Genomic DNA, 26,529 nt, shown 5'->3' with positions numbered 1-26,529 from the left:
CCCCCCGGATGTGTTAGGTGGTTGTGTGGGCTCGGAGGGGTGTAGAAGAGACAGGATGGGGCTTTATCGATAAAGCCCTATCGCGGCTGACGCCGCTCCTACGAGGAGCTGGGGGCAATCAGATTTCCGCTTCGTCGTCGGTGGTATCGGCTGCATCCGGTATGGCCGGCTCATCCAGCGCCGCGTCTTCGCCCAGCAGCGCCGTGGCGTCCTCGCCCGACAGTGACTCGACGCCGCGCAGGCGGCGTTCGATGGTGCGGGTCTTGCGGCTGGCCTCGCCCAGGCTCTTGCCGACGGTGTTGATCTGCTTCTCGGCCTTTTCCAGGATGCCGGCGAACTTGCCGAACTCGCTCTTGACCGCGCCGAGCAGGCCCCAGACCTCGCTGGAGCGCTTCTCGATCGCCAGGGTGCGGAAGCCCATCTGCAGACTGTTGAGCAGCGCGGTCACCGTGGTCGGACCGGCGATGACCACGCGGTGCTCGCGCTGCAGCAGGTCCATCAGGCCGGGGCGGCGGATGGTCTCCGCATACAGGCCCTCGGTGGGCAGGAACATCACCGCGAAATCGGTGGTGTGCGGCGGCACGATGTACTTGTCGCCGATCGACTTGGCCTGCACGCGGATCGCACGTTCCAGCTGCGCGCCCATCACCAGCACCTGTTCCTGATCGCCCAGCTCCTGCGCATCGAGCAGGCGCTCGTAGTCGTCGCGCGGGAACTTGGAATCGATCGGCAGCCACAGCGGCACGTCGTCCTGGCCGCGTCCGGGCAGGCGCACGGCGAAATCCACCGCCTCGGCGCTGTCCGGGCTCAGCCGCACGCTGCGTGCGTACTGGTCCTGGGTCAGGGTCTGTTCGAGGATGTTGTCCAGCTGCACCTCGCCCCAGCTGCCGCGGTTCTTGACGTTGCTCAGCACGCGCTTGAGATCGCCCACGCCGGTGGCCAGCTGCTGCATCTCGCCGAGCCCGCGCTGCACCTGCTCCAGCCGCTCGGAGACCAGCTTGAAGCTCGAATCCAGGCGCTGGTTGAGCGTGCTCTGCAGCTTCTCGTCGACGGTGGCGCGCATCTGTTCGAGCTTGGCCGAGTTGTCGTTCTGCAGCGCCTGCAGCTGCTGCTCCAGCGTGGCGCGCATCTCGCCGATGCGCTGCTCGTTGCGCTGGGTCAGCTCGACCAGGCGCAGGTTGAGCGAATCGGCGAAGCGCTGCTGCGACTCGCCGGACTCCTGCCGCCCCTTGCGCGCCTCCTCGGCGATCGATTCCTTGAAGTTGCCCATGTGCGCGTCGGTGCGCGTGGTCAGCTCAGCGAGCTGGCGGCCGAAGGCGAGGATGCGGGTTTCCTGCTGCTGGCCGAAGGTTTCCAGCTGCTGGCGCATCTCCTGCAGGCGGCCGGCGAGCAGATCGGTGCCGCGCTGCTGCGCCTGCACGCTTTCCTCGCGCGCCTTGCGGCCGTCCTCGGTCAGCGCCTCGCGCAGCTGGTCCAGGCGCGTGTCGGTGCGGGTGGACAGGTCGGTGAGGTTGCGTGCGAACGCGTCGAGCTGCTCACGCAACTCACCGCGGCTGGCGCGTGCTTCCTCGCGCAGGGATTGTTCGAGGCGGGAGGCGTCCTGGCGCCACAACAGCGCCACGATCTGCAGGACGAGGACGACGCAAAGCAGGCCGCCGAGGATCATCAGTTCAGGAGTCATGCCACCAGTGTAGCGGTGCCGGTCTCAGTGGTTGCGCCGGAGACGCCGGGGCGTGTTTTCATTGCCGCCTCCTCCTTCCCACCTGTCGAGATCCGCCATGCTGGAGCTGTTCGGTCATTCGCGTTCGATCAACGTGCGCAAGGTGCTGTGGCTGCTGGATGAACTGGCGCTGCCGTTCACCCATGACGAAGCGCCAACGCCCGACACGTTGCGCACGTTCAACCCGAACGCACTGGTGCCGGTACTGCGCGATGACGGCTTCGTACTGTGGGAATCCAACACGATCTGCCGCTACCTGGCCGCGCGCGCCGGCCGTACCGACCTGTTGCCGGTGGAGCCGGCGGCGCGGGCGCGGGTCGAACAATGGATGGACTGGCAGGCGACCGAACTCAACAACGCCTGGCGCTACGCATTCATGGCCAAGGTCCGGCACAGCGCGGCGCACACTGATCCGGCAGCGATCGCCGCCAGCGAGGCGACATGGAACCGCCACATGCGCATCTTGAATACGCAGCTGGCGCAGGGCGGCCCGTACGTGCTGGGCGAGACCTTCACCCTGACCGATATCGTGCTGGGGCTGTCCACCCAGCGCTGGTGCGCCAGCCCGATCGAACGCGAGGATCTGCCGGCAGTGGCGGCGTATTACGCGCGGTTGCAGGAACGTGCGGGGTTCCGTCGACATGGATGTAATGGATTGCCGTAGAGCCGAGCAAGCTCGGCTCTACGATTCAGGGCGCAGGGATGATTGCTGTTGCTGTTGCTGTTGCTGTTGCTGTTGCTGTTGCTGTTGCTCGTGATTTTGCTGTCGCTTTTGACTTCCCGGGGCCCCCATCCACAGCGACGGAGCCAGCGGGAAAAACCCGAAGGGCGACGCACATGGATGTGCGTCGTTTTCTGCCGCGGCATGGATGCCGCGTCAGAAAATCCCGCTGGCGCAGTGGACCCGTAGCGCAGCGAAGGGCGCGAGGACTGGGGCGTGCTTTCTTTGGGTTACCTTTCTTTGCACGAGCAAAGAAAGGTAACTCGCTCCGAAGGAGCGAAAGCCGTTGCCTTTGCCGTCGCTGTTGCCGTCACTGCAACGTCAAACCCAACAAGCAACGTCCATGGATCTTCGATCCCCGGCCATCGGGCATAGCTCGATGTCGCTCAGCACCACGCGAGCCAGTGGCTCGCAAGCAGTGGCGCTTCGCCCCCGCGTTCGCGGGGATGACGATAGACAGATAGTGACAACGGTGAGACGACGCGGAAGTCGCTGGGTCCCCGCCTCGCGGGAACGACGGTTGATAGATGACTTGGAAGGCGCAGGCCCTCCGTGTCGCCTCGCTCAATCAAACCCTTCCAGCACGATCTTCCCGCACGCGCGACCACTCTCGATCAACGCATGCGCCCGCCGCAAATTCTCGACGGTGATCGCACCATAGTGCTCACCCAGCGTAGTCCGCAGCGTGCCGGCATCAACCAACTCAGCAACACGTTCGAGCAAACGATGCTGCGCGATCATGTCCTCGGTCCCGAACAGCGAACGAGTGAACATCGACTCCCAATGCAACGACACACTCTTGCGCTTGAGCAGCAGCACGTCCAGCGACGCCGGATCGTCGATCAGCGCGAACCGGCCCTGCGGCGCCATCAACTCGGCGATCTGCGGGTAGTGCACGTCGGTGTGGGTCAGGCTGATCACCAGCGGCACCTGCGTGATGCCGAGCCGCTTGAGGCCCTCGGTCAGCGGCTCGCGGTGATCGATCACGTGATGCGCACCCAGCGCCTGCACCCAGTCCCGGGTCTCCGGGCGCGAGGCGGTGCCGATCACGGTCAGCCGGGTCAGCTGGCGGGCGAGCTGCACCAGGATCGAGCCGACGCCGCCGCCGGCGCCGACCACCAGCAGGGTCTGGCCCTCGCCGCCACCTTCGGCAACACCGAGCCGGTCGAACAGCAGTTCCCAGGCGGTGATCGCGGTCAGCGGCAATGCGGCGGCGGCGGCATCATCGAGGCTGCGCGGGGCGTGGCCGACGATGCGCTCGTCCACCAGGTGGTATTCGGCGTCGCTGCCGGGGCGGGCGATCGAGCCGGCGTACCAGACCCGCTCGCCGGGCTTGAACAGGCTGACTTCGGCGCCGACCGCATCGACGATGCCGACCGCGTCCCAGCCGAGCACGCGCGGGGTTTCGGTCGGCATGTTGCGGCGGACCTTGGTATCGACCGGATTGACCGAGACCGCGTGCACCTTGACCCGCAGGTCGCGCGGGCCGGGTTCGGGCGTGGGCAGGTCGACCTCGACCAGCGCCTGGGGATCTTCGATCGGCAGGCCGTTGCGGGTGTAGGCGATGGCTTTCATGGCGGGTACTCCAGCGGGGACAAGACGGCCATGGTCGACCGCGCGGGCCATCCCGGAAAGCCGCAAAATGCACCAGCACTTTCATTGCTGGAGTGAAAATGATCCGGTTCGACGATCTTGCCCTGTTCGCGCGCACCGCGGCGCTGGGCAGCTTTTCGCGGGTCGCGCGCGAAGTCGATCTGCTGCCCGGGCAAGTCAGCGCCGCGATCGCGCGGCTGGAGCGCGAGCTGGACCTGCGCCTGTTCGTGCGCACCACCCGCAGCCTGCGCCTGACCGCCGAGGGCGAGCAGTACCTGCCGTATGCGCAACAGGTGCTGGACACGCTGCGCGAGGGCCGCGAGCGCCTGCACGGTGCCGATGCCGAGCTGCACGGCCTGCTGCAGATCGCCGCGCCGTCGGACCTGGGCCGCAATCTGCTGCTGCCGTGGCTGACCGAATTCGGCCGCGCGCATCCACGGTTGAGCCTGCGGCTGCATCTGTCCGATCAGGTCGCCGATGTGTTTCGCGATCCGGTGGATGTGGCGCTGCGACTCGGCCATTTCGACGATGCACGCTACGTCGCGTTGCCGCTGGCGCCGGACAATCGCCGCATCCTGGTGGCCGCACCGGACTATCTGGAGCGCCACGGCCGTCCGGCCACATTGGACGCGCTGCGTGAACATGCCTGCCTGACCTATGTGCTCGGCAGCCGCGCACACGACCGCTGGAGCTTCAACCTCGATGGCCGCCGTCATACCGTCAGCGTGCGCGGCGCGATGCTGTGTGACGACGCCGACGTGGTGCGACGCTGGGCGATCGCCGGTGAAGGCATCGCCTACAAGTCGTGGCTGGACGTGGCCGAGGACGTGCGGGTCGGACGACTGGAGGCGCTGTTCGCGGGCCATGGCGAAAGCGTGCCGTTGAATCTGGTGTGCCCGCATCGCAAGCAGTTCTCGCCGGCGATCCGGCGGTTGCATGAACTGCTTGGGGAGCGGTTGCGGGAGTTTTTGCGGCGGTTTCCGCTGCCAGGATAGGCAGCTATTCGCCTTTGTGGGAGGGACTTCAGTCCCGACGGGCTTTACCGGTAACGCCCGTCGGGACTGAAGTCCCTCCCACATGGGGCATTACCATAGCTCCCCCGCACACCGACCTCGCCGCCATGTCCTGGATGGGCATCCATAACCTGTGGACCTTCGTCATCGCCGTGCTGGTGTTCCTGGCCTTGCCCGGTCCCGGCACGTTCACGCTGCTTACCGCGACCGGTCGCAGCGGCATCCGCGGTGGCTACACCACGCTGGCCGGGTTGCTGCTCGGCGATCAGGTGCTGATGTGGCTGGCGGTGGCCGGGGTGGCCGCGCTGTTGAAGGCCAATCCGCTGCTGTTCCATGGCATGCAGTACCTGGGTGCGGCGTATCTGGTGTGGATCGGACTGCAGCTGTTGCGCACGCAGAAGCCGGGCGCGCCGAGCGGCATGATCACGCTGCGGCCCGGCCATTATTTCCGTCAGGGATTGCTGGTCACGCTGTTGAACCCGAAGGCGATCGTGTTCTACATGGCGTTCTTCCCGTTGTTCATCGACCCGGCCACGCACCGCGGGTTGCCGACCTTCGCGACGATGGCCGCGTTGATCGCGCTGCTGGGCGTGGCGTGGTGTTCGCTGCTGATCCTGCTCGGCCATGCGCTGACGCGGCGGTTGTCGGCGCATCCGCGGGTGGGGGCGTGGCTGCGGCGGGGTGCGGGGGTGTTTCTGGTGGGGTTCGGGGTGCGGCTTGCGGTGAGTGGTTAGTTGGAAAGCGCGAACACTTTCACTCGTCATTCCCGCGAAAGCGGGAATCCATGGACGTTACTCATTGAAAACAACGTCCTTGGATTCCCGCTTTCGCGGGAATGACGAGTGAAAGAGTGGAGCGGCTTGGGCCTCTCCACACCTCAATCCCGCGTACTGATTTCCCAGCTCGCATGCGCGACACCAGGTTGGCGTTCCAACTGGCTGACCACCGCGTCCATCTCCTGCGGATCGACCGCGGTGCTGACCAAAGTCGCGACCAGTTCGACCTGCTCCTCGCCCTGTTCGTGCTGTTCGACATCGCCGACCGGGTAGTCGGCGGCCTCCAACTGCTCGACCAGCCGCGCGCGCAGCCGGGGCAGCGAATCGGGATCGGTGGTCAGCCGCACCTCGTAGGTCGCCTCGCTGGCCTTTTCGTTGATCGGGATGCGGTTGATCGCGTTGACCAGCGGCCGCAGCAAGGTGTTGCCGGCGATCACCAGCACGGTCAGCAGCGCGCCTTCGGCAAGCATGTCCGCGCCGGTGCAGCAGCCGACCGCCGCCGAGCACCACAGCGTGGCGGCGGTGTTGAGGCCGCGCACGTTCATGCCCTCCTTCATGATCACGCCGGCACCGAGGAAACCGACGCCGGAGACCACGTAGGAAATCACCCGCACCGCTTCGGCATTGCCGGCGATGCGCATGCCCAGATCGACGAACGCGGCCGCGCCCACCGCGACCAGCACGCAGGTGCGCAGGCCGGCGGTGCGTTGGCGGTACTGGCGCTCGGCGCCGATCAGGGTGCCGAGCACGAACGCGGCAACCAGGCTGATCACCGTGTCGAGGAAGGGCCAGAGCTGGAAGGTTTCGATGAAGCGCATGGCCGCTCCCGTCAGGTCGGGTTGTCCAGGGTGAGCAGGCCGGCCTGCTCGTCGTAGGCGAAATATTCGCCATAGCGCGCCCAACTGATCACCGCGCGCAGGGTCTGGGTCGCGCTGTCTTCGGACATGTGGTCCTCGAGCTCGTCGCTGAAGCGGCTCAGCGGCGCGCGGTGGCTGGCGCGGTCGTCGAGCACGCGGCGGATGTGCATGGCCAGCGGCACGTAGGTGGCCAGCTGCTGGCTCAGCAGATGCTTGCGCGCATCGGTACCGGCCTCGACGAAGCGCTGCCCGGTCGGGGTCAGGCGCAGGTCGCCGCTTTCCAGTTCGGCCAGGCGTAGCAGCTGCAGCACTTCGGCGATCGGGAACAGTTCGTCGATCTCCAGTTGCAACCCCGCCGCCAGTGGCGGCAGGTCGGCCTGGCCGTGATAGGGCTCGGCGGCGACCGCTTCGAGCAGGCCGGCCAGCAGGTTCGGCGACACCCGCGGCAGCACCATGCCGATGCCGGTGCCGGGGAACAGGCCCTCGCGCGCCGGTGTCGTCGGGCGTGCGGTCATGCGCGCATAGATGTCCTCGACCAGCGCGCGGAACGCCGGGTCGAGACGGTTGCGCGGCTGCGGCAACGTCACCTCGATCTCGCCGATCACCCGCCCCGGGTTGGAGCCGAAGATCACGATGCGATCGCACATCAGCACCGCTTCCTCGATGTTGTGGGTGACCATCAGGATCGACTCGATCGGCATGCGGCCTTCGCTCCACAGATCGAGCAGATCGGTACGCAGGGTTTCGGCGGTGAGCACGTCGAGCGCCGAGAACGGCTCGTCCATCAGCAGCAGCTTGGGATGCACCACCAGCGCGCGCGCCAGCCCGACACGCTGGCGCATGCCGCCGGACAGTTCCTTCGGATAGGCATTCTCGTAGCCGTCCAAGCCGATCAGGTCGATTGCCTCCAGCGCGGCCGCGCGCCGCTGCTCGGGCGCGACGCCGCGTGCTTCCAGGCCGACCTCGACGTTCTGCTGCACGGTCAGCCACGGGAACAGCGCGAAGCTCTGGAACACCATCGCCAGCCCGTCCGGGCCACCGTCGCGATAGACGATCTCGCCGGCGCTGGGCTGCAGCAGTCCGGCGATCGCACGCAGCAGCGTGGACTTGCCCGAGCCGGAGCGGCCGAGCAACCCGACGATCTCGCCCGAGCGCAGGCTCAGGTTGACGTCCTCCAGCACCACCAGCGAAGCGGCGGCACCCTTGTCGTAGGTCTTGCACACGTCACGCACGCTGACCAGCGGGCGGTCCTGGACCGGGGCGGACACGTTCATCGGCAACTCCTCACATCGAAAGCGTTGGAAATCGGAAGCAACATGGAAGTCAGTCCAGGCGCAGCCGGCGCTCGGCATAGGCATACAGGCGGTGCCACAGCGCGCGGTTGAAGGCGGTCACGAACACCGACATCACCGCCACGCCCAGCACCACGCGCGGGAAGTCGCCGGCAGCGGTGGCACGGGCGATGTAGGAGCCCAGGCCGTAGGCCTCGACATGCTTGTCGCCCCAGCTGGCCAGCTCGGCGACGATGCTGGCGTTCCACGAGCCGCCCGACGCGGTCAGCGCACCGGTCAGGTAGTACGGGAAGATCCCCGGCAGGATCACCCGCCGCCACCAGGTCCACGAACGCAGCCGGTACACCTGCGCGGCCTCGCGCAGATCGGTCGGGAACGCGCTGGCACCGGCAATCACGTTGAACAGGATGTACCACTGCGTCCCCAGCACCATCAGCGGCGACAGCCAGATGTCCGGGTTGGCGCCGGTGGCGACGATCGCCACCACCGCGAACGGAAACAGCACGTTGGCCGGGAACGCCGCCAGGAACTGCGCCAGCGGCTGGATGCGTTGCGCCAGCGCCGGGCGCAGCCCGATCCACACCCCGATCGGCACCCACACCAGCGAGGCCAGCGCGATCAGCACCACCACGCGCAGCAGCGTGGCCAGGCCACCGCCGAACGCCTGGCGCAGATCGGCGAAACCGAGCGTGCGGCTGGCGTAGTCGAACACCAGCCAGGCGCCGGCCAGGCTCGCCACCACGATCACGCCCTGCCAGAGCCGGTCGCCCCAGCCACCGATCACGGCCCTGCGCTCGCGCTGCGGGCGCACGCCGGCGCGGCGCGGCCAGCGCACCAGCAGCGCGCGGCGGCCCAGTGCCGCCACCGGCGCGACCAGGCGCCGCAGCAGGCGGGTGCGGCGCATCCCGTCGAACAGCCACGAATGCGGCACCACCGCGCTGGCGGTCTGCTCGACCCGGAACTTGTCGGCCCAGGCCACGATCGGGCGGAAGAACAGCTGGTCGTAGAGCACGATCAGCACCGCCATCGCCGCCACCGCCCAACCCACCGCGGCGAAGTTCTGCTGCTGGATCGCCAGCGCCAGATAGGAGCCGATGCCGGGCAGGGTCACGGTGGTGTCGCCGACCGTGATCGCCTCGGAGGCGACCACGAAGAACCAGCCGCCGGACATCGACATCATCATGTTCCAGACCAGCCCGGGCGCGGCGAACGGTGCCTCCAGCCGCCAGAAGCGCAGCCACGGCGAGAACCCGAAGCCGCGCGAGACCTCCTGCAGATCGGCCGGCACGGTGCGCAGCGACTGGTAGAACGAGAACGCCATGTTCCAGGCCTGGCTGGTGAAGATCGCGAACACCGCCGCGCATTCGGCACCGAGCTGGCGGCCCGGGAACAGGCCGAGGAAGAAGGTCACGGTGAAGCTGATGAAGCCCAGCACCGGCACCGACTGCAGGATGTCCAGCGCCGGCACGATCACCATCTCGGCGCGACGGCTCTTGGCGGCCCAGCTCGCGATCACGAAGGTGAAGACCAGCGAGGCCGCCATCGCCGCGAACATCCGCAGCGTGGTGCGCAGGCCGTATTCGGGCAGGCGCCATGGATCCAGCGACACCGCCTGCACCGACAGCCCGCTCAGCGGCGCGCGCGCATCCTCGGCGCCGTGCACCAGCAGCACGCCGAGCGCGAGCAGCAGCGCCATTGCGGCGAAGTCGTAGAGATTGGGCAGCAGCCGCGGGCGCGCCAGCGACGCGACGGGAGGGGCGGAACGATCACGGAAAGCGAAGGCCATGACGACGTCTCGGAACGGAACAGACAGGATGAGGCCCGCTTATTGCGGGAACAGGACGTTCAAGCCAGGCATCAGCCGGTGGTCAGTGTCGCCATCATGTCGAGGGTGGCGTTGGCAGGCGCGGCAGCGGGCCAGGCCAGCAGCGCGACCCGCGGCAGGACAAGTACGGCGGTGGGCAGCATCGGCGAACTCCGGAACGAAATGACGGAGCGCCCGAGACCGGCCTCCCGGAATCCGGAAGCGGTTCGGTACAGCGATGGGGAATGCGGACGTGGCGAATGCCACGTGCAGGGCCCCGGTCCCGAGTCACGGAACCGGCCCTGGAATCGGACGGTCCGTCGGCTCAGGCGCCGTATCGAGATCGACTGCAGGATTCCAAGGAGCGGCCTCAGGGGCGGCAAAAGGTGGCGCACGATAGGCCGGTCACCCGACCGCGTCAACCAAGCCAGGGCTTCATCTGGGCTGGGGGTGTATCGACGTTCATGGTGTGGGCAGGGGCGGTTGTTTTCAGTCGAAGAGCGCGGGCTCCGGGCACCCGCAGCGTTTTCCCTTCTCCCACTTGCGGGGTGAAGGGAACGATCGGCTTCTTCACCCCTGCGGCCACCGTCGCCACGCCGGGCGATCCCGCCCGCGGATGGCTTTGCTGCACCGCATTCGGCGACACTCACGGCCGTTCTTCTCGCTCCCTTTGAGGTCCGAATGCAGTCCTGGCTCCGGCGCAAGCCCCTCGATCAGGTCACCGTGCACGAAGCCGGTCGCCGCCTGGTACCCACCCTCAGCTGGCCACACCTGGTGGCGTTGGGCATCGGTGCGATCGTCGGTACCGGTATCTACACCCTGATCGGTGTTGGCGCCGACAAGGCCGGCCCGGCGGTGCTGCTGTCGTTCGTCGCCGCCGGCCTGGTCTGCGCCTGCGCGGCCCTGGCCTACGCCGAGATGGCCACGCTGATGCCGGCCGCCGGCAGCGCCTACACCTACAGCTACGCCGCACTCGGCGAGACCATCGCCTGGGTGGTCGGCTGGAGCCTGGTGCTGGAGTACTCGCTGGTGGTCAGCACCGTGGCGGTGGGCTGGTCGGGTTATTTCGTCGGCTTCCTGCATTGGGCGGGGGTGGACCTGCCGCATTTCCTGGTCGCCGGTCCACACGCCGGCGGCATCATCAATCTGCCGGCCGTGGCGATCACCTTCCTGGTGGCCGGCATGCTGATGGCCGGCACCAAGGAGAGCGCCACCCTCAACGCGGTGCTGGTGGTGATCAAGCTGATCGCACTCGGCGTGTTCGTCGCGATCGCGCTGCCGGCGTTCAATGAGGACAACCTGCATCCGTTCATGCCGTATGGCTTCCCCAAGTCGATCGGTGCCGACGGCGCCGAGCACGGCGTGATGGCGGCGGCGGCGATCATCTTCTTCGCCTTCTACGGTTTCGATGCGATTTCCACCGCTGCCGAGGAGACCAAGAACCCGGCCCGTGACCTGTCGATCGGCATCGTCGGTTCGATGATCGGCTGCACGCTGATCTACGTGCTGGTGGCGCTGGCCGCGGTCGGCGCGATGAACTACACGGTGTTCGGCAAGAGCGCCGAGCCGCTGGCGTTGATCCTGCGCGAGCTGGGCCACGGCAAGGCGGCGGCGGCGATCGGTATCGCCGCGGTGATCGCGTTGCCGACGGTACTGCTGGCGTTCCTGTACGGCCAGAGCCGGATCTTCTTCGTGATGTCGCGCGACGGACTGCTGCCGCGCGGCTTGTCCAAGGTCAACGCCCGCACCGGCACGCCGATCGCCACCACGTTGTTCACCGCGATCCTGGTCGCGGCGCTGGCCGGCGTGGCGCGCCTGGACGAAATCGCCGCACTCGCCAACGCCGGCACGCTGGCCGCGTTCGTCGCGGTCGCCGCCTGCCTGCTGGTGCTGCGCAAGCGCGAGCCGGGGCTGAAGCGCACCTTCCGCACGCCGCTGGCGTGGGTGGTCGGCCCGATCGCGATCCTGGGCTGCCTGTACCTGTTCTGGAGCCTGCCGAGCCGCACCCAGCTGTGGTTCCTGGCCTGGAACGCATTCGGGCTGGTGGTCTATTTGTTGTACGGCCGTGGTCACGCATTGCTGGGGCGCAAGACCGCGTGAGGTTGCAGCTGCACCCCTGGCGACCCGCACTGCAGGCAGGACTGCAGTTCGGCATCGTCAGCGCGGTCGGCTATTTGCTCGGCTTGGGCGTGGGCGAACTGATGCACAACAGCTCACCGGCGATTGGCGCGCTATGGTGCGCGATCGCCGCGATGAGCGTGCTGGAAACCACCTTCGTCGCCGCACGCGCCTCCGCACGCGGCCAGATCGTCGGCACCGGCATCGGCGCGGCGATCTCGTCGGTGTACCTGTTCTTCCTGTCCTACAGCGGCATCGGCATGGCGGTCTGCATCGGCGCCACCGTACTGGCCTGCAACCTCACCCGTTTCGCCAACGACGGCCGCTCCGCCGCGATCAACGTCGCGGTGATCATGGCCATCTCCAGCCAGCACCCTGATTTGAACCCCTTCGCCAACGCCGCACTAAGATTTCTGGAAGCCTGCATGGGCACGGCGGGTTCGATGGGCGTGATGTACCTGTGGTATCGGCACAGGTATCTGGAGCGGCAGAGCTGAGCAACGAGCAGCTGTGGGTTGCCGTTGCCGTTGCTCGTGATTTTGCCTTTGCAGTTGCTTTGGACTTTGACTTTCCCGGGGCCCCCATCCGCAGCGACGGAGCCAGCGGGAAAAACCCGAAGGGCGACGTGCATGGATGCACGTCGTTTTCTGCCGCGGCATGGATGCCGCGTCAGAAAATCCCGCTGGCGCAGTGCACCCGTAGCGCAGCGGAGGGCGCGAGGACTGGGGCGTGCTTTCTTTGGGTTACCTTTCTTTGCACGAGCAAAGAAAGGTAACTCGCTCCGAAGGAGCGAAAGCCTTGGCTGTTGCTGTCACTTCAACGTTAAACCCAACAAGCAACGTCCATGGATCCCCGCGTTCGCGGGGATGACGATAGTGAGATGGCTGAAGACTGAGGGATCGTGCGGAAGTCACTGGGTCCCCGCCTACGCGGGGCCGACCGTTGATGGATCACGCGAAGGTGCTGGGTTCGTACCTAGGTGGGCAGATGACGCGCAACGCACCATCCCCTACACCCCATCCAACGCCCGCCGCAAAGCCACCACCGTCCCCACATCACTCCCCTGCCAATCCGCCGCCAACCCCGCCAACACCGGATTGCGCCACCGCATCCCCGAACGCACCACCTGCTTGGCCGAAGCATGCACATCCGCAACACCGGTTGCACGCACCAACCCAGCGATGTTGTCGACCGTAACCCCCGCACCGGCCATCACCTCGATACGCCCGGCCGACTGCCGAACCAACGCCGCGATCACATCCGCGCCGGCCGGCGCACTCGCCCGCCCACCCGAAGTCAACACACGCCGACAGCCCAGCGCGATCACCTGCTCCAACGCACGCACCGGATCCGGCGTCACATCGAAGGCACGATGGAAAGTGACATCCAACCCGGCCGCCGCATCGATCAGCCGACGACACAGCGCCACATCGATCCCACCATCGGCATCCAGCGCACCGATCACCACGCCATCGCAACCCAGCCGCGCGCACAGCTCGATATCGCGCAGCATCGTCTCGACTTCATGCGCCGTGTAGAGGAAGTCACCCGCGCGCGGTCGCACCAGCACATGCAGGCCGATACGCAGACGCTGGCGCGCCAGCGCGAGCGTGCCGTAGGACGGCGTGCAGCCGCCCTCGCCCAGGTTCTCGCACAGCTCGACGCGATCGGCGCCACCGTCCTGCGCGGCCAATGCCGAACCCAGCGAATTGGCGGCGATCTCCAACCGCAATGACGAAGGTGCGCTCACTTCTGTTCGTTGGTGTAGATCGACGCCGAATCGCGCAGGTCGTCCTGGCGCTGCGCATCGCAGACCGCGTAGACGAAGCCGTGATGCAGCGCGAAGCCGCCGACCTCACCGTGCTTGTTCAACGCCAGGAAGCACACCTGCAAGGTCTTGCTGGCTTCCGGGCGCTTGCGCAGCACGCGTTCGATCGCCTCGCGGCAGGCGTCGGCCGGCGAGCGGCCCTGGCGCATCAGTTCGACCACCAGGAAGCTGGCGGCGTTGCGGATCATCTCCTCGCCCACGCCCGATGCGGTGGCGCCACCGACCTCGTTGTCCACATACAGGCCGGCGCCGATGATCGGGCTGTCGCCGACGCGGCCGTGCATTTTCCAGGCCATGCCGCTGGTGGTGCAGGCACCAGCCAGCTTGCCGTCGCGGTCGATCGCGAGCATGCCGAGGGTGTCGTGGTTCTGGCTGTTGCCGGGGATCAGGCGCCGCTCGGCGTTGATCTGCGGCTGGTACTTCGAGGTCTTGCGCCATTCCTCCCAGGCCTGTTTGGCCTCGGGGGTCAGCAGCGGTTTCCTGGCGAAACCCTGTTCGATCGCAAACTGCTGTGCACCACCGCCGACCAGCAGCACGTGCGGGGTCTTCTCCATCACCGCGCGCGCCACCGAAATCGGGTGGTCGATGTCCTCGATCGCCGCGACCGCGCCGCAGCGGCCGTCGCCGTCCATGATGCTGGCGTCCAGGGTCAGCACGCCGTCGCGATCGGGATAGCCGCAATGGCCGACGGTTGGATTGCACAGCTCGCTTTCGACCCAGCGCGCGCCGGCCTCGACCGCGTCGAGCGCGCTGCCGCCAGCGGCCAGCACCTTCCACGCGGCCTGATTGGCCGGTACGCCGAAATCCCAGGTCGACACCACGCGGGCGCCGGTGGCCGTGGTGCGAGCGGTGGTACGGGCGGCGGCGCGCACGTCCGGCAGCGCGAGCGCGCCGGCCACGGCCAGTCCGGCTTGCAGGAAGTGCCTGCGGTCGGTCATCGGGATCTCCTGGGTGGGGGGGTGATCTGGGAGAGAACAGCCTTCAGCGCGTGCTCTGGCGCCACGCATGCCAGGCGGCGGCGCCAAGCACGCCGAGTTCGCCGTGCTCCACGCGCCAGACCGGCACGTGCGCCAGCACTTCGCCGAGCACGCCCTTGCTCAGGAAGCGCTCGCGGAACCCGCCGCGCTTCAGGAACGGCTCGATGTGCCCGGCCAGACCACCGGCCAGGTAGACGCTGCGCGCGCCGAAGTCGATCGCCAGATCGCCGCAGGTGCTGCCGAGCCAGCCACAGAACACCTCCAGCGTCTCGACCGCCAGCGCGTCGTCATCGCCCATCGCGGCCTCGACCAGTTGCTCCGGCGTGGTCCAGCGCGGGGTGGCGCCGCGGATCTCGCACAGGCACGGATACAGGTTCATCAGGCCGGTACCGGACAGCACGCGCTCGGTATCCACATGCGGCCAGCGCTGCATCAGCCGGCCGAGGATTTCCAGCTCCAGCGCATTGCCCGGCGCCAGCGCCGAATGCCCGGCCTCGCTGGCCAGCACCGGTTGTGCACCATCGGCCAGGCGCAACGCCGCGCCCAGGCCGGTACCGGGGCCGAGCACCAGCGCCGGCCATTGCGGCGTGCGCGGCTGTTCGCCGTTGAGCGCGACCAGCGATTGCAGCGGGACATGCGCGATCGCATGCGCCACCGCCTCGAAGTCGTTCATCAACTCCAGCCACGCCAGCCCGGCATCGCGGCGGGTCGCCTGCAGCGACACCGGCCACGGCAGATTGGTATTGACCAGATGGTCGCCGTCGAGCACGCCGGCGATCGCCACCGTCGCCCCGTTCACCGCACGTCCCTCGGCCTGGCGGAACTCGCGCAGGATCGCCGCAAGCGAGGGGTAGTCGGCACAGGCATAGCGGCGCAGCGCGAGGATGCGCGGGGCGCCGTGCCGGGGAATTTCGGCCAATGCCACGCGGGCGTTGGTGCCGCCCACATCGGCGGCGAGGATCGTCGATGCCGGCGCCGGCGCGTCGAAAACCGGGGGTGCTGCCTCCGCCGCGGAGGGCTGCGACGCCGTATCGTCCATTCGCTGCTTCACTACCTGATTCGGGGAAATCGACCAGGCCACGCTGGTCGTCCCCGTAGTCTAAGCGGACGGGGCGGATCGAGGATCGTGCAGGCGTCTCTGTATGAGGGTGTTCGGGTGCGGAATTGCCGGGCGGGCGAAGGCGGGAAGCGCTTTTCAGCCGCCGCAGGCTGATCATCCGGGGGACTTCCACCCTGTCTATCCGCCGTCACCCCGCGAAGCCCGGGCGGGGATCCAGCGACCCATGCCGCTCGCGGCAATGCCGGCATCCCCGGGTCCCCGATACCGGTGACCGGCGCGCGAGCCTGAGGTATTTCAACCCCGCGCGGCTGCGACCGCCAGGCCCTGCACCACGCCGAACGAAGGATCGCCGTGCACCTGCGGCACGCGCGGGAACGCGGCTTCGATCGCAGCGCGCACATACGGCGCACGCGACATGCCACCGGTCAGGAACACCGCGCCCGGGTCGTGACCGATGTCGGCAGCGACCTGATGCAGCAGCGCCGACAGCTCGCCGATGAAACCACCAGCCGCATCGGCCAGGCCGCGCGTCTGCAACGACGCACTCAGGCCGCGCTCGATGTAATCCAGCGCATCGTCGTGCGTCGGCTGCGAACTCAGCGCGATCTTGCTGCGTTCCACCGCCCGCGCCAGCCGCGCGGTGTTGCCGGTGTCCTGCAACGCGCGCATGCGCGCCCCGAACGGCGCCTCGACCCCGGCGTAGTCGTGACGCTGGAAATCGCGCTGCCGGGTCAGGTCGTGCACGGTCGCGGCCTCGACGTAATGATGGTTCGGCACACGCGTGCTGCCCCGCCCGAACAGCGGCATGTAGCCGGCCAGGCTCAACGCCAGATCGACATCGGTACCCCCGCGCGCGATACCCCAGGCGCGATGCACGCGCGGTGCCTGCGCACCGCCGACCTCGGCATGGGCGACATCGCTGGTACCGCCGCCGATATCCACCACCACCACCTCGTGCCGCTCGGTACTGGCGGCGTGATGGCCCATCGCCGCCGCCGACGGCTCCTCCAGGAAGTCGATCGTGTCGAAGCCGGCCGCCTCGGCCGCCGCCTGCAGGATCTCCAGCGCCTGCGCGTTGCCGGCCTCCCCCAGCGAACTGCGGAACTGCACCGGCCGCCCCAGCGTCGCCGCGCGCACCGGGCAACCGAACTGTCGCTGCGCACTCAGCCGGATGTGTTCGAGGATATGCCCGGCGATCCCGGTGATGGTCTGGCGCGCACGCGGATGCAGGTTGTAACCGAGCATCGACTTCGGGCTCTGCACCAGGTTGCCCTCGCCCTCGGCGAAGTAGGCGTCCAGCGCATCCTCACCGTAGACCGCGTTCTGCAGCAGCGTGGTCGAGCTGAGCGGCTGCCGCATCTGCTCCTCCATCCACTCCCGCCGCACCGCCCGCAACGCCTCCCGACGCAGCGCCTGCGGCGTGCGTTCCTGGCCGGCGGCCAATGCCGCCCGGCGCGCGGACTCGATCAGCTGATCAAGCTGGTGTTCCTGCGCCGCACTCAACGTGAAGTCCTCCATGTCCCGCATCACCTCGGGGAAGTACACCGAAGTACGGAACTGCAACGCATCACCGAAGCGCACCTGCTGCAACCGCCCATCCACGATAGCCGCAGCGGCCGAGTTGCTGGTGCCGAAATCGATGCCGAGCTTCATGGAGAATCACCGCAACTGCACAGGGGGCGCGCACTGTGCCGCAATGGCGGGCAAGGCGCAAACGGAGGAGGCGCCTACCTTCGGCGACGCCCATAAAACCCAACCGTCCCCACACCCACGGAGGTTCAACGACGTGGCGTGTTGCAGGAAAGCCAGGGCCCGCACCCAGCGACGTTCAAGTCAGCCCCGCGCTGGTGCCGTCGCCCCGACTGTTGCTGTTGCTCGTGATTTTGCTTTTGCTTTGCCGCTTTTATGGGGCCCCCATCCGCAGCGACGGAGCCAGCGGGAATAACCCGAAGGGCGACGTGCATGGATGCACGTCGTTTTCTGCCGCGGCATGGATGCCGCGTCAGAAAATCCCGCTGGCGCAGTGGACCCGTAGCGCAGCGAAGGGCGCGAGGACTGGGGCGTGCTTTCTTTGGGTTACCTTTCTTTGCACGAGCAAAGAAAGGTAACTCGCTCCGAAGGAGCGAAAGCCTTGGCTGTTGCTGTTGTCTTTGTCGTTGCTGTCACCGCAACGTCAAACCCAACAAGCAACGTCCATGGATCCCCGCGTTCGCGGGGATGACGGTAGTGAGATGGCGCGACGGTAGAAGGATGGCAAGGAAAGCCCCGGGTCCACACCTGCGCCAACCCAACAGCCCAAATCAAGACGGCTGCTTGGCCGCCCAATCCTCAGCCTGCTTCAACACCCGCAACACATTCCCCCCCCAGATATCCGCAATCTGCTGCTCCGTATAACCCTTGCGCAGCAACCACGCCGTGATCTTGGGCAGATCGGAAACATCACGCATGCCCTCCACCCCGCCACCACCATCCCAATCCATACCGATCCCCACATGCTCCGGCCCGATCAGCTTCAGCACGTGCTCGAAATGCGCGAAGAAGTCGTCAAGCGTGGCCTTGCGCACCGGATACCTGGCATCGAGCGCCTTCAGGTCGGCCGCGAGCTGCGTGCCGTTGGCCACCTTCATGTGCTCCCAGTCGCCGTACTTCTCCTGCAATGCCTTCTGAGCTGCCTTGCGTTCGGGCGTGGCGCCATCGTCGATCAGGTAGCCGCTGTAGGAGTTCATCTGGATCACGCCACCGTGCTCGGCCAGCACCTTCAGGCGCGCGTCGTCGAGGTTGCGCGGATGGTCGTGCACCGCCTTCGCGCCGCTGTGTGACAGCAGGATCGGCACCGGCGACAGCGCGATCAACTGGTCGAACACCGCATCGGAGGCATGCGACTGGTCGATCACGATGCCCAGCTTCTGCGCATGCTCGACCAGCGCCTTGCCGGCCGGGCTCAGGCCCTGCCACTGCGGCCCCTTCGGGTCGGTGGCCGAGTCGGCGAACTCGTTGTTGGAGAAGTGCACCGTGCTCATCAGGCGCAGCCCCTGCTTGTAGTAGAAATCCAGCAGCGTCGGATCGGCCACCAGCGGGCTGGCGTTCTCCATGCTGATGAACACCACGCGCTTGCCCGCGGCCTTGATCCGGCGCGCATCCTCCGGCGTGGTCGCCAGCGCGAACTTGTCCGGATGCGCGGCCAGCACCTGCTTGATCACGATCAGGCGCTGCAGGCCGGCATCGCGGTCCTGGCGATGCGCACGTTCGCTGCGATCGCCCTGGCCGGTGTAGATCGCCCAGAAACCGCCATCGAACGCGCCTTCCAGCATGCGCGGATAGTCCACCTGCGACAGCGCGTTACCCCGGTGCGCCGCCAGGACGTCGAAGTCGGCACGCTCGAAATTGGCCGGCGTATCCAGGTGCGAATCCAGCGTCAGCAGCTTCTTCTGCAGCGCGGTGGCGCGTTGCAGCTCGGCCTGCGTGAACTCGATGGCGTAGGCCGGAGTGCTGGCGACAAATGCCAGCACCAGGGACAGACTCAAGGCAAGCGGTTTCATGGAACCTCGTTGACGGGAGCGGGGAAGGCCTCCCGATCATAACGAGACTGAACCGCCATGCGCTTAGGGCGTGTCATCGATTCCAGAGCAGGTCGCGCCACGCATGCGCGCGCCCTGCTCAGGTGTGATGACACACCCTAGTCCAGCACGCGGCAGAACACCGCCTTGAGGTAACGCGATTCCTGCGCGTGCGCCATGAACGGATGATCCGGGCCGGCGCCGGCGATCTTGAGGATCTGGATGGTGCGCCCGGAGAAGTACGAGGCCCGGCGCAGCATGTCCAGGAACTCCTGCTCGGACACCAGCCCGGTGCACGAGAACGTGGCGAACAGCCCGCCCGGCTTGACCACGCCCAGCGCCAGCTTGTTCATGTCCAGATACTTCTTCAGCGCCGGGATCACCTGCTCGCGGTCGCGGGTCATCTTGGCCGGATCCAGGATCACCACGTCGTACTGGTCACCGCGCACCGCCGCGTCGCGCAGGTACGGGAAGATATCGGCCTGCACGAACTTCGGCCGCACGTTGTTGAGCTTGGCGTTGCCCTTGGCGATCTGGATCACGTCCTGGTCGATGTCCACGCCCAGCACCTCGCTGGCGCCGCGCGCCGCCGCGTACACCGCAAAACCACCGGTGTTGCAGCACAGGTCGAGCACGCTCTTGCCCTCGACCTGCTGGCTCAGCCACTGCCGGTTCTCGCGCTGGTCGGCGAAGAACCCGGTCTTGTGCGCACCGGCCGGGTCAGCGCGGAACTTCACCCCGTACTCGGTGATCACCTCCGCCTCGGTGCCACTGGTGTTGTGGAAGTCGAAGCTCTCCTGCTTCTGCACGTGCTCGTCGGCGAAGCTGTGGAAGCGGCAGCCGGGGAACTGCTGGCGCAGCGCGGCGTAGATCCATTCGCGATGGCGGAAGGTACCGGCAGCGAAGAATTCGACCACGATCAAGTCGCCGTAGCGGTCCACCACCAGCCCGGATATCCCGTCGCCCTCGCTGTGCACCACACGCCAGGCATCGCTGATCGCGTCGAGCTTGAGCCAATCGCGGCGCAGGCTGACCGCCTCGGCGATCTTGCGGGCAAACCAATCCTCGTCCACCGCCACCTCCTGGCGGGTCTCCAGGATGCGCACCGCGATGCGCGAATGGCCGTTGTAGAAGCCGCGCCCGATCCACTCCCCATCCACCCCGACCACATCGACGATGCTGCCCGGCTTGGGCCGCACGGTGGGCTTCTCCACCAGTTTCTGGAAAATCCACGGATGGCTGGAGCGCCAGGCGTTCTTGAGGCGTACGAGGGGGTTTGGAGTATTCATCCGCCCATTCTACCGATGGCTCCCGTAGGAGCGGCTTCAGCCGCGATGGCCTTCCCGGGAAAGCTCCATCGCGGCTGAAGCCACTCCTACCAGGCCATCCGGTTTGACGCGCCCCGTGTTGCCCCCCAGAATGCCCGGCAGAAGGGGAGTAGCTCCCAGACGTTGTCGCCGTCAGTTCGAGCCAGCAGGCTCCGGTGCAACGGCAACCGGCCCGGTCCATCGGCGGTTGCGAGCAAGACCTTCGCCGCTCAGGCGAAGGTACGTCACCCGGAATCCATGATCTCCGTGTAACAACGCCTCAGCCGGATGGCTCTGACGTTCTCGACTATTACCCGGAAGAAAAACAATGCAAACGATAGGCAACATCTGGCTGTGGGGCGGCTTCGCGATCGTGGTGATCGTCGCGTTGCTGGTCGATCTGGTGCTGATGCGCCACGGCGGCGCGCACAAGGTCACCTTCAAGGAAGCGCTGTGGTGGTCGCTGGGCTGGATCGGCCTGGCGCTGCTGTTCAACGCCGGCCTCTGGTACTACCTGAACGAGACCGCGGGCCAGGTCGTGGCCAACAAGGTCGGCCTGGAGTTCCTGACCGGCTACCTGGTCGAGAAGGCGCTGGCGGTGGACAACATCTTCGTCTTCCTGATGATCATGAGCTACTTCGCGGTGCCGGAAGTGCAGCGCCAGAAGGTGCTGATCATCGGCATCCTGGGTGCGATCGTCCTGCGTACGATCATGATCTTCGCCGGTAGCGTGCTGATCAACCAGTTCCATTGGCTGCTCTATGTGTTCGGTGCCTTCCTGCTCTTCACCGGCTGGAAGATGTGGTTCGCCGCCGGTCAGGAGCCGGATCTGGAGAACAACCCGGCGCTGCGCTGGATGCGCAAGCACCTGCGCCTGCTGCCGGACTACGCAGGCAACGCGATGAGCGTCAGGCGCGACGGCGTGCGCTGGTTCACCCCGCTGTTCGCGGTGCTGATCCTGATCGCGGTGACCGACGTGATCTTCGCGGTGGACAGCATCCCGGCGATCTTCGCGATCACCACCGACCCGTTCATCGTGCTCACCTCCAACGTGTTCGCGGTGCTGGGCCTGCGCGCGATGTTCTTCCTGCTGGCCGGCATGGCCGACCGCTTCCACCTGCTGCCGTACGGCCTGGCCGTGGTGCTGGCTTTCATCGGCATCAAGATGATGATCATCGACCTCTTCAAGATCCCGACCCCGATCTCGCTGGGCGTGGTGGCGCTGATCATCGCCGCCACCGTGGTGCTGAGCCTGAAGCTGCCGGCAAAGGAAACCGGCAGTCGCTGACGAACCTTACTGCTGTCGTCCCCGCGAAGGCGGGGACCCAGTGTCTTTCGTTCGGCGAAGACAAAGACGCTGGATCCCCGCCCTCGCGGGGATGACGGGTTGGCCGATTGTCCCGCCGTCGGCACGCCTTCATCCCAATGTGGCGACCCTTGCAAATGTACGGGCCGCCGCCATCCGATCAGCATGGACATCCGCGACCCCGAACCCAGTGCCCTGGACCCTGCCGAGCAGGGGCGTTTCGACCGTGCCCGCATCCTGCGCGCCTTCAACATCAGCCTCGGCGCGGTGTTGCTGCTGCTCGCGGTCTACGCCAGCCAGGGCCTGTTCGACTGGCGCCCATGGGCGGTGGCACCGCACGACGTGCCCGGCCTGCTCGGCCTGCTGACCGCACCACTGCTGCACGGCTCGCTGGAACATCTGGGGGCCAACAGCTTCGCGCTGTTGATCCTGGGCACGCTCGCCGGCAGCGTTTACCCGCGCGCGACGGTGTTCTCGCTGCCGCTGCTGTGGCTCGGCTCGGGCCTGGGCGCGTGGCTGCTGGGCGACGTCGGCACCCGCCATCTCGGCGCCAGCGGCGTCACCCATGGGCTGATGTTCCTGGTGTTCGTGCTCGGCCTGCTGCGCCGCGACCGCGCCGCGATCGCCGCCAGCATGATCGCGTTCCTGTTCTACGGCGGCATGCTGCTGACGATCCTGCCGCACGAACCCGGCGTGTCCTGGCAATCGCACATGGGCGGCGCGGTGGCCGGCGTGATCGCCGCGCTGCTGTTCCGCCTGCGCGACCCGCTGCTGCCGCGCAAGCGCTACAGCTGGGAGGACGAGGACGAAGAAGACGAGCGCTTTGACGAGAAGGACATGCTGGAACCGCCCTCCCCGCGCGAAGTGCCGGTGCTGTGGCGCCACGATGAAACCCCGCGCGGCGTAGTGCTGCGCTTCCCCTCCCGCGACGAACGCGACAACCCGTAGGAGCGGCATCAGCCGCGATGGGGCTTTACCGGTAAAGCCCCATCGCGGCTGATGCCGCTCCTACGAAAAGCCGGCTTTACTCAGCGCCCGTCGACAGCCTTGCGCCCCAGCGCCGGATCGTCGGTGAAGAACGCATCGATCCCGGTCTTCAGATAGACCCGCATCTCCGCGACCGTGCCGTCGTCGTTGCGCTTGGCCGGATCATCACCGATGCGGTATTCGGCCGGCAGAAAGTAGTTCTCCGGCCGGAACGTATACGGCTGCACCTGCAATCCGGCCGCATGCGCGTCGCGCACCAGTGATGTCGGCTTGCCTAACCGCTTGTCCGCGTCGAGCGGGATGATCGCGCGCAGGTCCGGGCCGATCGCATCGGCGTATTGCGCGATCGCGCGCAGCCCGTCCGGGGTCAGCATGTCGGCATAGCGCGTGCTGCCGTGCGCGGCGAGCACGTCGCCGGGCACATCCTCAGGCCGTGCGATCAGCTGCAGCAGGCGGATGTTGGAATCACGCCCGATCCGGCCACGCAGATAGCGCAGGTTGTCGCGCTCGAACGACTGGATCACCACCGGCGCGCTGCGCGTGTATGCATGTGCCTGCAAGCTCGCCAGCACCTTGTCTTCCATGCCCAGCCCGAGCGCCTGGAAATAACTCGGATGCTTGATCTCCGGAACGATGCCGATCACCCGATCGCGCGCCGCCGATTCGGCGGCGACGAAGTCGATGATCTCGTCGAGCGTGATCAACTGGAACTGCCCGTCCCAACGCGTGCCACGCAACCGCGGCAGGCGCTCCCGGGCGCGCAGCGTCTTCAGCTCGGCGAGAGTGAAATCCTCGGTGAACCAGCCTTCCACCTGCTCGCCATCGACGGTCTTGCGGGTCTTGCGCCCGGCGAATTCCGGATGCGAGGCCACATCGGTGGTGCCGCCGATCTCGTTCTCGTGGCGTGCCACCAGCACGCCATCCCTGGTCGAGACCAGATCCGGCTCGACGAAGTCGGCGCCGTCGGTGATCGCCTTCGCATACGACGCAAGCGTGTGCTCGGGCCGCAACGCGCTGGCGCCACGATGGCCGTAGACCAGCGGCTTGGCGACCAGCGGGGCTTCCGCCAGCGCCGGCAAAGCGAGGCCTGAAAGCATCATGCACACCAGGATTCGACGCATCGTCATCACCGCACTTTACTCCGCGTGCCTAAAACTTCGCATCCAGGGTCAGGAACAACTGGCGCGGCGCACTGGCATGGAACGCCAACACCCGGCCGTTCGGATCACTGTTGGTGAAGCCGCTCAGGTCGGCCGCATAACGCTTGTTGGTGAGGTTGGTGACGTTGGCGCTCAGCCTGAGCGCCTGCAACGCCGAGACCGCGCCGAAATCGTAACCGGCACCGGCATCGAACGAGGTCACGCCGCCGACACCTTGATCGTTGGTGTAGGTGTAGTAGCGCTGGCCGACATACTTGGCGCGCAGGTTGGCGTTCCACCCGGCGTAGCTCCAGGCCAGTTCGCTGGCGAACATGCGCTTGGGCGTATCCACCGTGGTCTTGCCCGAGGTCGGCACCACCACGCCGTTCTGCACGTAGTTGTCGTCGTAGGTCGAACGATTGAGCGAGGCCGAGTTGTACCACTGCAGGTGCTCGCTCGGCTTCCACAGCACGGTCAGCTCGGCGCCGCGGCTGCTCACCGAACCGACGTTGTAGAAACGCGTGGTGCACGCCGCCGACGTGCCCTGCTGGATGCTCGGGCACGGATTCAACGACAGCAGGCGGTTGTCGAACTTGACGTCGTAAGCGGCGATCGAGGCTTCGATCGGGCCGCGTACCACGCGGTAGCCGCCTTCGATCGTGCGCGACTGCTCCGGCTTCAGATTGCCTTCGGTGGCGTCGAACGAAGCCTGCGTCACCAGCAGCGGGCCGCCGGCACCGCCGCCCTGGAACGCGGCGATGTTCTTGGCATACGACAGGAACACTTCCTGACCCTCGGCCAGGCGATAGCTCACGCCACCTTGCGGCAGCAGCGTCTTGCTCGCCTTCAATTCGCCGTTGGCGACCGGCGCCTCCACCGCGATCCCCGGCGTCTCGCGCGCGGTCATCGTGGTGTGCGGGCTCTTGGCGCCGATGTCCACGCTCAGGCGCTCGTCGAGCAGCTTGAAACTGCCCTGCACGTAGGCCTGCTTGGTGGTGATCACGTAGTCCTGCGAGAACAGCCGGCGATCCGGCCCGCTCAGGAAGGTGTCATCGTCGATCGGCCCATCGATCCAGTAGAAGTTGCGCTCGACGTGATGATTGTTGCGCTCGTACCAGATGCCGGCTTCAAGGTGATGCGGGCCCAGATCCCAACCGATCGAGGCGATGCCGCCGGTGCGGTTGATCTTGTAGTTGGTGCTGCGGATCGAGATCGGCAACGCCCCGGCAGTGCCGGGATTGGAGGCCTGACCCGGCGCCCACCAGTGACCCTGACCTTCGTTTTCGTGGTGATAGACCTGCGCATGCAGCGTGATCGCATCGCTCGGTTTGAAATCACCGGCCAGGTAATACAGATCGTCGTTGCGCAACGCACGGCTCTGGTAATAAGCGTCGTCGACGTTGTCCACGCCGCCGCTGTAGCCGCAGCGGCTGGCGTTGTAGGTCGCGCTGGCGCAATAGGCCGCCGCCAGCGCGCGGTTCCAGTCCGGCGCATACAGATTCCAGTCCCAACCCAGTCCGCGTTGCAGCCCGCTCTTGGACAGGTAGGCGTAGTCGGCCTGCGAGGTACGCGAGGTATCGACGAACGCGGTGATCTTGCCGCCTTCGAACTGATAGACCGCCTTGCCGTTGAACTGACGTGTGCTGGTCGGCGAGTTCGGACGCGCCCACATGTCGGCCTTGGCGTTGATGCCGGACAGGTACGCCGAGAAGCCGTTGTATTCGCCGGTGTCCACGCGCACATAGGTGCGCCGGGTGGAATCCGAACCGAGCGTCTGCGCGACGCGCCCGCCGAACACGCTGGACGGATCATCGGAGTAGTACTGGATCGTGCCGCCCAGATTGCTGGTCGATGCGGTACCGAGCCCACCGATACCGGAGGCCAGCTCGACCCCACCGAAGTTCTCGGCGATCAACGCACGCGAGACGTTCAAACCGTTGTAGTTGCCGTAAGCGTTGTCGCCGAGCGGCAGGCCATCGAGCGTATAGCCCAGGCGCGTGCCGTTGAAGCCACGCAGGCTGATCTTCTGCGATTCCTCGTTGGCGCCGAATGCATCGTTGGACTGCACGTTCACGCCCGGGATGCGCCCGAGCAGCTTCTGGATGCTGGTGCCGGGCGGCAGCACGTCCACGTCCTGGCGGGTGATGCGCTGGACCTGGCGCGTCTCGCCCTGCCCGATCACCGAGACCGCATCGAGCTGACGCACATCGCCAGCCTCGGCCGGCGCGGCGGCGACATCATCGGCCGCGTGCGCATGGAAAGCGGACATCAGGACAACGGCGATCGCCGCCTGCAGCTTGGAAGCTCTGAGCATGGGGAGAGAAGAAATGATGAAGACCGGGTGGCAAGACTGCGACCGCGATCTTTCCCCCATGCGACACGCCGGTTACAACTGGAAAACAGTGTGACGCAGCGACACGGATCAGCCGTCAGCGCCATATACGCCGACCATCACGCCAGCGGCTTTGCTCGCA

Annotated in this window: 20 protein-coding genes; 7 read left to right on the top strand and 13 right to left on the bottom strand. The window is 66.7% G+C overall.

Going from position 1 to position 26,529, the window contains the following annotated elements; all coding sequences use genetic code 11:
- Positions 1-118: 118 nt before the first annotated feature.
- A complete protein-coding gene (locus AC3WJE_RS09675) occupies positions 119-1,681 on the bottom strand; it encodes a DNA recombination protein RmuC (protein ID WP_493730578.1) in 1,563 nt (520 codons plus the stop codon).
- 97 nt (positions 1,682-1,778) lie between these two features.
- On the opposite strand from AC3WJE_RS09675, the gene AC3WJE_RS09670 reads away from it, so the two are divergent.
- On the top strand, positions 1,779-2,384 hold the full coding sequence (locus AC3WJE_RS09670) for a glutathione S-transferase family protein (protein ID WP_493730577.1): 606 nt from the start codon (positions 1,779-1,781) through the stop codon (positions 2,382-2,384).
- Positions 2,385-3,005: 621 nt separating this feature from the next.
- Here AC3WJE_RS09670 and AC3WJE_RS09665 read toward each other — a convergent pair.
- The gene (locus AC3WJE_RS09665; protein ID WP_493730576.1) at positions 3,006-4,016 is read right to left on the bottom strand and encodes a zinc-binding alcohol dehydrogenase family protein; all 1,011 of its coding nucleotides are present in this window, start codon (positions 4,014-4,016) and stop codon (positions 3,006-3,008) included.
- 98 nt (positions 4,017-4,114) lie between these two features.
- On the opposite strand from AC3WJE_RS09665, the gene AC3WJE_RS09660 reads away from it, so the two are divergent.
- Both AC3WJE_RS09660 and leuE read left to right on the top strand, forming a co-directional pair.
- On the top strand, positions 4,115-5,029 hold the full coding sequence (locus AC3WJE_RS09660) for a LysR family transcriptional regulator (RefSeq protein ID WP_493730575.1): 915 nt from the start codon (positions 4,115-4,117) through the stop codon (positions 5,027-5,029).
- A 125-nt stretch (positions 5,030-5,154) separates the two neighbouring features.
- Positions 5,155-5,781, top strand: coding sequence for a leucine efflux protein LeuE (leuE, locus tag AC3WJE_RS09655; RefSeq protein WP_493730574.1), 627 nt, complete (start codon positions 5,155-5,157; stop codon positions 5,779-5,781).
- Positions 5,782-5,924: 143 nt separating this feature from the next.
- Here leuE and AC3WJE_RS09650 read toward each other — a convergent pair whose 3' ends face one another.
- From AC3WJE_RS09650 to AC3WJE_RS09640, 3 genes are read right to left on the bottom strand one after another with little or no spacing between them, the layout of a single operon-like run.
- Positions 5,925-6,641, bottom strand: a complete 717-nt coding sequence (locus AC3WJE_RS09650; protein WP_493730573.1) for an MgtC/SapB family protein — start codon at positions 6,639-6,641, stop codon at positions 5,925-5,927.
- A gap of 11 nt (positions 6,642-6,652) precedes the next feature.
- Positions 6,653-7,954 (bottom strand): ABC transporter ATP-binding protein, encoded by a 1,302-nt coding sequence (locus tag AC3WJE_RS09645; RefSeq protein WP_493730572.1) that lies wholly within the window; start codon positions 7,952-7,954, stop codon positions 6,653-6,655.
- 49 nt (positions 7,955-8,003) lie between these two features.
- Positions 8,004-9,758 carry an ABC transporter permease gene (locus AC3WJE_RS09640; RefSeq protein ID WP_493730571.1) on the bottom strand — a complete coding sequence of 585 codons (1,755 nt, stop codon included), beginning with the start codon at positions 9,756-9,758 and terminating at the stop codon, positions 8,004-8,006.
- Positions 9,759-10,457: 699 nt separating this feature from the next.
- Between AC3WJE_RS09640 and AC3WJE_RS09635 the strand changes: the two genes are divergently transcribed.
- Together AC3WJE_RS09635 and AC3WJE_RS09630 are read left to right on the top strand one after the other, a co-directional pair.
- A complete protein-coding gene (locus AC3WJE_RS09635; protein ID WP_493730570.1) occupies positions 10,458-11,876 on the top strand; it encodes an amino acid permease in 1,419 nt (472 codons plus the stop codon).
- Positions 11,873-12,391, top strand: a complete 519-nt coding sequence (locus AC3WJE_RS09630; protein ID WP_493730569.1) for an FUSC family protein — start codon at positions 11,873-11,875, stop codon at positions 12,389-12,391. Before AC3WJE_RS09635 ends, AC3WJE_RS09630 begins: the two co-directional genes overlap by 4 nt.
- A gap of 512 nt (positions 12,392-12,903) precedes the next feature.
- On the opposite strand, the gene AC3WJE_RS09625 is transcribed toward AC3WJE_RS09630, so the two are convergent.
- The 6 genes from AC3WJE_RS09625 to AC3WJE_RS09600 all read right to left on the bottom strand — a co-directional run bounded on the left by AC3WJE_RS09625 (position 12,904) and on the right by AC3WJE_RS09600 (position 20,605).
- Positions 12,904-13,644 carry a copper homeostasis protein CutC gene (locus AC3WJE_RS09625; protein ID WP_493730568.1) on the bottom strand — a complete coding sequence of 247 codons (741 nt, stop codon included), beginning with the start codon at positions 13,642-13,644 and terminating at the stop codon, positions 12,904-12,906.
- Positions 13,641-14,660, bottom strand: a complete 1,020-nt coding sequence (locus AC3WJE_RS09620) for a glycosylasparaginase (protein ID WP_493730567.1) — start codon at positions 14,658-14,660, stop codon at positions 13,641-13,643. Before AC3WJE_RS09620 ends, AC3WJE_RS09625 begins: the two co-directional genes overlap by 4 nt.
- Positions 14,661-14,703: 43 nt before the next feature.
- Positions 14,704-15,738: a glucokinase gene (locus tag AC3WJE_RS09615; protein WP_493730566.1), complete on the bottom strand. Its 1,035-nt coding sequence runs from the start codon at positions 15,736-15,738 to the stop codon at positions 14,704-14,706.
- Between the two features lie 315 nt (positions 15,739-16,053).
- Positions 16,054-17,412, bottom strand: coding sequence for an Hsp70 family protein (locus AC3WJE_RS09610; RefSeq protein ID WP_493730565.1), 1,359 nt, complete (start codon positions 17,410-17,412; stop codon positions 16,054-16,056).
- A gap of 647 nt (positions 17,413-18,059) precedes the next feature.
- Complete coding sequence (locus AC3WJE_RS09605; RefSeq protein WP_493730564.1) at positions 18,060-19,298, bottom strand: dipeptidase; 1,239 nt, start codon at positions 19,296-19,298, stop codon at positions 18,060-18,062.
- Positions 19,299-19,435: 137 nt separating this feature from the next.
- Positions 19,436-20,605, bottom strand: a complete 1,170-nt coding sequence (locus AC3WJE_RS09600) for a class I SAM-dependent rRNA methyltransferase (RefSeq protein WP_493730563.1) — start codon at positions 20,603-20,605, stop codon at positions 19,436-19,438.
- 346 nt (positions 20,606-20,951) lie between these two features.
- Between AC3WJE_RS09600 and AC3WJE_RS09595 the strand changes: the two genes are divergently transcribed.
- Together AC3WJE_RS09595 and AC3WJE_RS09590 are read left to right on the top strand one after the other, a co-directional pair.
- Complete coding sequence (locus AC3WJE_RS09595; protein WP_493730562.1) at positions 20,952-21,911, top strand: TerC family protein; 960 nt, start codon at positions 20,952-20,954, stop codon at positions 21,909-21,911.
- A gap of 183 nt (positions 21,912-22,094) precedes the next feature.
- A complete protein-coding gene (locus AC3WJE_RS09590; protein ID WP_493730561.1) occupies positions 22,095-22,877 on the top strand; it encodes a rhomboid family intramembrane serine protease in 783 nt (260 codons plus the stop codon).
- Positions 22,878-22,957: 80 nt separating this feature from the next.
- On the opposite strand, the gene AC3WJE_RS09585 is transcribed toward AC3WJE_RS09590, so the two are convergent.
- Both AC3WJE_RS09585 and AC3WJE_RS09580 read right to left on the bottom strand, forming a co-directional pair.
- A complete protein-coding gene (locus tag AC3WJE_RS09585) occupies positions 22,958-24,013 on the bottom strand; it encodes a glycerophosphodiester phosphodiesterase (RefSeq protein ID WP_493730560.1) in 1,056 nt (351 codons plus the stop codon).
- Positions 24,014-24,065: 52 nt separating this feature from the next.
- Positions 24,066-26,369, bottom strand: a complete 2,304-nt coding sequence (locus AC3WJE_RS09580) for a TonB-dependent receptor (protein ID WP_493730559.1) — start codon at positions 26,367-26,369, stop codon at positions 24,066-24,068.
- Positions 26,370-26,529: the final 160 nt, after the last annotated feature.

The sequence above is a fragment of the Pseudomonas sp. GW821-FHT07E12 genome (genome assembly GCF_058986605.1).
This window is presented reverse-complemented; position numbering and strand designations above follow the sequence as displayed.

Coding starts and splice junctions, on each gene's coding strand:
- AC3WJE_RS09595 (WP_493730562.1), top strand. CDS start 20,952: ATGCAAACGATAGGCAACATCTGGCTGTGGGGCGGCTTCGCGATCGTG.
- AC3WJE_RS09580 (WP_493730559.1), bottom strand. CDS start 26,369: ATGCTCAGAGCTTCCAAGCTGCAGGCGGCGATCGCCGTTGTCCTGATG.
- leuE (WP_493730574.1), top strand. CDS start 5,155: ATGTCCTGGATGGGCATCCATAACCTGTGGACCTTCGTCATCGCCGTG.
- AC3WJE_RS09635 (WP_493730570.1), top strand. CDS start 10,458: ATGCAGTCCTGGCTCCGGCGCAAGCCCCTCGATCAGGTCACCGTGCAC.
- AC3WJE_RS09620 (WP_493730567.1), bottom strand. CDS start 14,660: ATGACCGACCGCAGGCACTTCCTGCAAGCCGGACTGGCCGTGGCCGGC.
- AC3WJE_RS09590 (WP_493730561.1), top strand. CDS start 22,095: ATGGACATCCGCGACCCCGAACCCAGTGCCCTGGACCCTGCCGAGCAG.
- AC3WJE_RS09650 (WP_493730573.1), bottom strand. CDS start 6,641: ATGCGCTTCATCGAAACCTTCCAGCTCTGGCCCTTCCTCGACACGGTG.
- AC3WJE_RS09675 (WP_493730578.1), bottom strand. CDS start 1,681: ATGACTCCTGAACTGATGATCCTCGGCGGCCTGCTTTGCGTCGTCCTC.
- AC3WJE_RS09660 (WP_493730575.1), top strand. CDS start 4,115: ATGATCCGGTTCGACGATCTTGCCCTGTTCGCGCGCACCGCGGCGCTG.
- AC3WJE_RS09645 (WP_493730572.1), bottom strand. CDS start 7,954: ATGAACGTGTCCGCCCCGGTCCAGGACCGCCCGCTGGTCAGCGTGCGT.
- AC3WJE_RS09605 (WP_493730564.1), bottom strand. CDS start 19,298: ATGAAACCGCTTGCCTTGAGTCTGTCCCTGGTGCTGGCATTTGTCGCC.
- AC3WJE_RS09585 (WP_493730560.1), bottom strand. CDS start 24,013: ATGCTTTCAGGCCTCGCTTTGCCGGCGCTGGCGGAAGCCCCGCTGGTC.
- AC3WJE_RS09665 (WP_493730576.1), bottom strand. CDS start 4,016: ATGAAAGCCATCGCCTACACCCGCAACGGCCTGCCGATCGAAGATCCC.
- AC3WJE_RS09640 (WP_493730571.1), bottom strand. CDS start 9,758: ATGGCCTTCGCTTTCCGTGATCGTTCCGCCCCTCCCGTCGCGTCGCTG.
- AC3WJE_RS09610 (WP_493730565.1), bottom strand. CDS start 17,412: ATGAAGCTCGGCATCGATTTCGGCACCAGCAACTCGGCCGCTGCGGCT.
- AC3WJE_RS09615 (WP_493730566.1), bottom strand. CDS start 15,738: ATGGACGATACGGCGTCGCAGCCCTCCGCGGCGGAGGCAGCACCCCCG.
- AC3WJE_RS09670 (WP_493730577.1), top strand. CDS start 1,779: ATGCTGGAGCTGTTCGGTCATTCGCGTTCGATCAACGTGCGCAAGGTG.
- AC3WJE_RS09600 (WP_493730563.1), bottom strand. CDS start 20,605: ATGAATACTCCAAACCCCCTCGTACGCCTCAAGAACGCCTGGCGCTCC.